At 57.0% G+C, this 6639-nt stretch carries 6 protein-coding genes; all 6 read right to left on the reverse strand.

Annotation, left to right across the window (positions count from 1 at the left end):
* Positions 1 to 10 precede the first annotated feature (10 nt).
* Positions 11 to 1744 carry an archaellar assembly protein FlaJ gene (gene flaJ, locus V5A26_RS08570; RefSeq protein ID WP_332321607.1) on the reverse strand — a complete coding sequence of 578 codons (1734 nt, stop codon included), beginning with the start codon at positions 1742 to 1744 and terminating at the stop codon, positions 11 to 13.
* 1 nt (position 1745) lies between these two features.
* Entirely contained in the window at positions 1746 to 3566 is a 1821-nt protein-coding gene (locus tag V5A26_RS08575) for a type II/IV secretion system ATPase subunit (RefSeq protein ID WP_332321606.1), read from the reverse strand.
* Entirely contained in the window at positions 3567 to 4331 is a 765-nt protein-coding gene (locus tag V5A26_RS08580) for an ATPase domain-containing protein (protein WP_332321605.1), read from the reverse strand.
* Positions 4328 to 4786 (reverse strand): flagellar protein G, encoded by a 459-nt coding sequence (locus V5A26_RS08585; RefSeq protein WP_332321604.1) that lies wholly within the window; start codon positions 4784 to 4786, stop codon positions 4328 to 4330. The genes V5A26_RS08580 and V5A26_RS08585 overlap by 4 nt, the downstream gene beginning before the upstream one ends.
* Position 4787: 1 nt before the next feature.
* Positions 4788 to 5252 (reverse strand): fla cluster protein FlaF, encoded by a 465-nt coding sequence (locus V5A26_RS08590; protein ID WP_332321603.1) that lies wholly within the window; start codon positions 5250 to 5252, stop codon positions 4788 to 4790.
* On the reverse strand, positions 5236 to 6639 hold a 1404-nt coding region (locus V5A26_RS08595), incomplete at its 5' end, for a FlaD/FlaE family flagellar protein (protein WP_332322336.1). The genes V5A26_RS08590 and V5A26_RS08595, both read right to left, overlap by 17 nt.

Below are 6639 nucleotides of genomic sequence, written 5' to 3' on the forward strand. Positions count from 1 at the left end.
CTCTCCCGGCTTAGATCCCCAACAATGAGCCGACCAATTCCATTGTCATCGACCCGATGATGGCGCCCAGCCAGGTCAGTAAGACAAAGTGCATAAAGGAGTTCACTTTGTGGCCGCCGTCCACGACCCGGACGATAAGAGAGGAGATCATCGCGTTTACCAGAACGGTGAGGGTCAGCAGAAACTCGATCAGTGCGATATTATACACCTCCGTATTGATCAGCGAGTTGAAGTCGAATCCGGCTGGTGTGTTCATGCCAAGGGTCATTGCCGATAGCTGTTCGACGATCCCAAGTCCGATGAAAAAGGCAAAGGTCGCTGCGGCGGTAATACCGTAAATCACACCGATGAGGGTCATCGTCGACTGATCACGACGTTCGCGCAACTGCATCACCTCGTTCATGTTTTCGCTGATGAGTTCCCCGAGGTGTTTCGGATCACCACCCATCTGGCGCCCGATGAGGTACATCTCACTGAACTTCTGGATGAGGTAGGACTGCGCATCGGCAGTGAAAAACCGCCAGGCTGCCTCGGGGGAGAGCCGCATTTTGAGTCGCGTGTACAGTTCGTCGATATTCTTGGTGAGCGCGCCGAAATCCTTCCGGCGGAGCGTCGAGAGCACGGCCGTCGTAGTGGTTTGTTGGGCCGTTTCACTGGCACCCAGTGCCCGAATGAAACTCACGAACTCCTCGTCCCGGCCTTTGATGTCTGCTTCGACGCTCCGAGCGACCAATCCCGGGATGAGGAGGGGTGTCGTTGGAACGGCCGCATAAATCGGGAGTGGAATCGTTTCCGGGTCGATCCCCGTAAACCCGAACATGACCACACTGACACCGACGATGGTGAGGGCGGACAGACCGACTCCGGCAGCGACTGCGTATTGCAACCGCCGCTCTGTTGGGGTTGTCTGTTCCGGTGGGAAATACCAGATCGGGTCGGTCGGTGAGACGGTGTAAATCGCGTACAGGAAGCCTAACTGGATGAATGTATACATGACCACGACGGCGGAGACCGTCATCGTGGGGTCGGTGCCGGAGATGACCGGCAAAACCGTCGCGAACACCAGGGCAAACGTCACCGAGAGGATCATCGAAAGGTAGAGGTCTTTCATCACTTCCAGGTTCCCGAGTTGCCCCTCGTAGATGGTCGTGTAGTTCTGGATGATCGTCGACTGTTCGCTCACCAGATAACTCGACAGGTCCTCTCCGGCGTTGATGGTGTAGGACAGTCGATCGAAGAAGTCCGACACTGCGTCACTCGGGACTTTCTTCGCCCGACGCCGGCAGGCGTCGTCGAGACTTTGATTCCACGTATCGACCAACTGAACGATCCGGCGAGTTTCCTCAGAGAGCGGCCCATAATCGTCCATCCGGGCGATCCGGCGGAAGACCTCGACCCGGTCGATGTTGGTCGTCGAAAGCACGGTCATGTGGGTCACGTACAAATGAAAGACCTCGTTCATCCGCTTCCGACGCTGGTCCAGCCGGATTTTCGGGTAGATAAGTGCGGCGACCGCGAGCAATAGCCCGAGAGCTGGCATCGGGAGCCGAACCACGAGCGGGAAGTCCAGAACGATTCCGGCGACCACGGTGAGGACGAAGAAGCCAACCCCAGGGAGAACAATCCAGGTGACGTACCTGGAGACGGGAATCTGCATCTGCCGATAGGATTCGGCAATGTCACCAAACGCGTTGGTGATGTCGATGGATTCTCCGTTACTGTCGGTCTCCGATTCAGTGGCCATGTCAGAGGTCCCGACGGGCCATTGTGAACGGGAGTCCTTCGACGCCGTCACGTTGGAACGCCGAAATGGTGTCGTTGAAGTCGTGATACCCGATCAGGTCTTCCTGAATGATCCGTTCCATGATCTCGGTGCGGAAGTCCATCTCGTCGTAAATCTCCCGGGTATCCTCATAGCCCAAAAGGGTCGCGATCTGCTCTTCGAGGACGTAGGAATTGTTCCGCCCCTGGAAGACGATCTCGTCTTCGACCGGGTCCCAGTAGAAGGACTGACGAGTCACGACACCGCCCATTTCCTTCGAATACCCTTCGATCTCCTGGACGCTGGTCACCCGTCTGAGCACGTCGTCGCCCTGTTTCACTCGATTTTGGAACAGCGCGACGTCCGCGTTGTCCATGAAAGTCTCCGGGACGTTGATCGGGTCGCCAGTGAACCGCTGGATCATCGACACGATGTCGCTCGCGTGGAAGGTCAGCATTACCGGGTGACCGGTCTGGGCCGCCTGGAAGGCCATCCGCCCCTCTTCGCCCCGAACCTCGCCGACGACGATATAGTCCGGCCGGGAGCGAAGTGCTGCTGCCACCAGGTCGAACATATCGACGTCAGCGCTGTTCTCGCCCCCTCCTTCCCGGGTGAGCAACTGTTGCCAGGTGTCGTGAGGTGGGAGCACTTCGGCGGTGTCCTCCGCCGTATAAATCTTCGAATCCCGTGGGATGAACGTCATGATGGAGTTGAGCGTCGTCGTCTTTCCGGACGCAGTCTCCCCCACGACGAAGATTGTTTGCTCGTTCTCCAGGCACAACCAGAGGTACGCGGCTAGTTCCGGCGAAAGTGTCCCCCATTTCGTAATTTGACCGACCGATAGCGGGACTTCGTCCCCCTGTCGGATGGTAAGCGAGGGCCCCTTCAGGCTCACATCACTCGAATAGATGATGTTGATACGTGACCCATCCGGGAGCGTCGAGTCCACGATGGGGTCCGAATCGGAGACTGGATCGCCCATTCGCTCACCGATATTGCGCAGCCAATTGTCGAACTCTTCCGGTTCGCCGAAATCCACGGTGGTCGGAAGGAGCCCGTAGGTCCCGTGATCGACGTAGGTTTGGCTGGGCCCGATCACGTGAATGTCCTCGTTATACGGGTCCCGCATCACCGGTTCCAGCGGCCCGAGACCGACGATATCACGATTGAGCTGATATCGCATCGTGTTGTAGGTCGTTTCCGAGACCGGAATCCGACCGTATCCGAGTTGGCTTTCGACCGTCTCCTGAAGCATTCGACCGGGCTTTCCGGCGGCGGACATCGCGTTCCCCAATAACTCGCTGGGGAAGTTGGCCTCGACGTCGACATCGAAGGATATCTGTCCACGGGAGTCCCGTTGGAGTCGGTCGGGAGCGGCGGAACTGATTCGACTCAGAAGGCTTTCGGCGGCCTTGCCGATCCGCACAGTGTCTTCGAGCAACTCCTCGATTCGATCGGTATACTCGGCCTCATTTTCCGGCGCTGGGTGTTTGACCGATTTTTCGAGGATCCGGTCTCTGACCCTTTCGAACACTGCCTCTTCTGGCCCGGAGAGTTCTGGTTCGATGGTGTGATACTTCGTGTCTTTTCCCACGTCACCGTAAATGTGACAGAATATCGGTCCCCCGACGTTGTAAATGACGTTTGGCTTATCGACCTCCCACTCCCCTGATGGCTCCTCGATATACTCGGGGAATTCGCCGGTGAACTGCTTGAATCGCTGCAGGTACTCCCGCAGATGTGGATGTCTGCTTGCTGACTCACGCAATTCGTGTCCGAGTTCTCGAGTGCCGTGGTCTGCCATTTAGGCCACGCTCCGGCTTTCGATGACGATTCCAGTGCCAGACCGGACCGAATACCCGATGGAGTCCCCGACCTGTTCACCCATTCCCGCGAACCGCCGGACCTGAACCGACCGTCTGACGTCGTTTCCGACCTCTACCATCTGCAACTCCAGGAAGACGTCGGCGATAGACCTGAACGGCCCGATGGCTTCCTCGTCGACAGTCGATGGGTCGACGGTCAAAATGATGACTTTCCCTTGTGTAACGATATCCCTGAAAAAGGAGATGATCTCAAGGGCGGCTTGCCGTTCATCGTTTTGCCGCACCAAAGCCTCGAAATTTGGATCGTTCCGGAGTATTGCATCGAACGTATCGATGACGATGACGTCGGCTTCCCACATCTCATCGGCCTCCATCAGACGCTTGAGCAATTTTCGCCGATCCGCGTTGTCCTTGTTGCCGCCACGAAGCGCGTTTCCACCGGTATCGACGTCGGCATGAAGGAACAGGAGCCGTTCGTCAAGGAGTTGCTCTTCGATCCCGTAACCGAGTGAATGCATCTGGTCGATGAACCCTGAAACGGTGAGTTCCGTCGAAAGGAGCGTGACCGAGATGTCTTCCTGCCCCATTCCGAACGCTAACCGTTGACTCAAAGCGCTTTTGCCGGCCCCGTATTCGCCCTCCATTAGCACGATACTCCCCCGAGGAACGCCGCCGCCGAGTTCGTTATTGAGGCGGTCTCGTTCGTCCAGACCGAGCGAATAGAGTCGCTTTTGTTGGCTCATGCTCCTCCTGTGCGGAATTCAAACGTCTCGCTGTTCCCGTTGATATCCAGGACGATACGATGGTCCGTGTCAGAGAACGTGATATTCGTGACAGTCACACGAACGACGTCCCCTGATCGCCACTCAGTTCCGGCGATGAGTTCAGTGCTCACATTTGTCCGATAGACCCCCTCAATGATCACGTCTATATCACCTGGATCAGCAGCAAGGGTGGTCGAACCGGTGTTTTTGACGAGGAGCGTTACCGTGCTGTTTGTATCGTCGTATACCGCCGAACTCCCCGGGTCGCTAATGATTTCGACATCGGTTCTGATCTCTTCACTGACGTCACCACTTCGGTCTCCGACTGCGCTACTCAACTGGTTGACTCCCCCAGTGAGAGCCCCGGCGACACTCCCAGCGACGAGCACGGTGGCGATGAATAGAATCAGGGTTTCCGAAGAGACGATTGCCATCTTACGAACCGACCTCCGCCGTCGAAACCCCAGTTTCGGAGACCAATTTGACCCCGAGCGGAGCCGAGACGTTTTCCCGAAGCGTAATCGTCAGGGATTCACGAGGTTGCCAGAGATCCGTCCCGCTGTCGCCGGCTGAAAGGGTTTGCCCGTTTGTCGTGATTCTATACGAAACGTTCGATTTGTAGGTGCCATTTACCAGCAGATCCGTGTCTGCCACCGAGAGTGTGTTCGTGCCTTCGTTTTGGGCGGTCACGGTGACTAAATCCGGATTTTTCGTACTGTTACGCGATATGTTCGTAATGGCGATCTCCGTGTTGAGTGCTGTAAGATCCGTTTCTTGCTCGATGTCCGAGGCGTCTTGTACCTGTTCGTAGCCGTTGTACGCCGTGGTGTAAAGCATGCCCACGCTCGCGAATGCGGCGACCAGGATGATCGCCGTCCCGGCGCTAACGCTGAACCCCATGTGTAGTAAGTGATGTAATTCGATCCCCGAGTTCCCGGTCGAGATGACCGGTCGCCAGATCTTCGATGTAGCGAAGACTCCGGCGGTGATCGTTCATCGTGAGATCCGTCGGCCCTGACTCGTCTCGATACGGGTAGTTCCCGTCTGTGATCCCCTGGAGCACTTCGAAGCAGTGATCGCGCATCGGTTCCCCGATCCACCCGATTCGTTCGTAGTGATTGATCGCCCGGATCGCGTTCCGCGCGTCAAACTCCGCAACGAGGAATTCGAGCCATTCCATGAGGACTACATCTGCCAGGTACCCGTTCGGTGGTCTGGTAAGATGTGGTTGGTCGGCGGTTTCTGCGGTCGTGGCGGCCCCGAACTGGAACCCAGAATCGGTCGCTGTCCCGGTTACCGAACCGGAATCGGAATCCGATTTCGGTGCATCTGCCTGATTTGCTTGTGAGCTTTCCATGGCCGAATCGGCTGATTCGCCGTCCATCGCTCGCTCAGTCGATTCGGTGGCGGCCTCCAGGGGTTCCTCAGCCTCGGTTTCAGAGGCTACTGTCGATGTGTCTGTCTCCGTTGCAACCCCTGGTTCTGTTTCGGTGTTTACGCTTTCCAGGTCGTCCTGGTGGAAGAGATCTTCAGTTTCCTCCTCCGGCTCAGGCGTCCTCGTTTCTGACTCAATTGCTTCTTCTGTTGGGTCTGTTGGCGCTTCATCCCGTTCGGCCCATTCTGCATCACCCGACTCGTACTCGGCTTTGAGTTCCTCGAAGGAGGTCCCGCCCTCGGTATCCCCTGTGGAATCTTCGTCTGGTTCACCAGCGGCGGTACCATCGTCGTCCAGTAGCTCATCTCCGTTCATCGATTCATCCTCCGCAAAGTCACCGGATTTGTCTTCGAGTCCGTCGTCTTCGGAGCCCTCGTCCCCAAGGTTCTCCCCCCCGAGATCATCGTCGTCGAACTCCTCGTCGAACCCTTCCTCCCCAGATTCGAACGGTTCGTCTGCGTCTTCGAAGTCATCGTCAAAGGCGTCGTCTTCGAAGAAGCCCTCTGCCTCCGCGTCGGCGATGTCCGAACCGAGGTCCGCCTCGGTTTCTTCGGCTGTGTCTTCTTCTTCACCGAAGAGTCCGAAGTCACTGCCACCCCCTCCCCCCATACCTGCCTCGGGGCTCACGTCATCGACGAAAGGATTGACACCTCGGGTGACCATCTCGTAGATCTCGAGCAGCTTTCGGACGTTCTCCTCGACGTCATCGACTTTTTCACTGATCTGCTCGTTTTCGCTTCGGACCGTATTGGCCGTCGAAGAGACGTTCGCGATCTCGCTTTCCAGGTCCTCGATGCGGTTTTCCATCTCCGTCGAGGTGGCACCATTTCCACCCTCATCCATCCCGTCCAT

Origin of the sequence: Halodesulfurarchaeum sp. (assembly GCF_036626455.1) — an archaeon.
Lineage (GTDB): Archaea > Halobacteriota > Halobacteria > Halobacteriales > Halobacteriaceae > Halodesulfurarchaeum.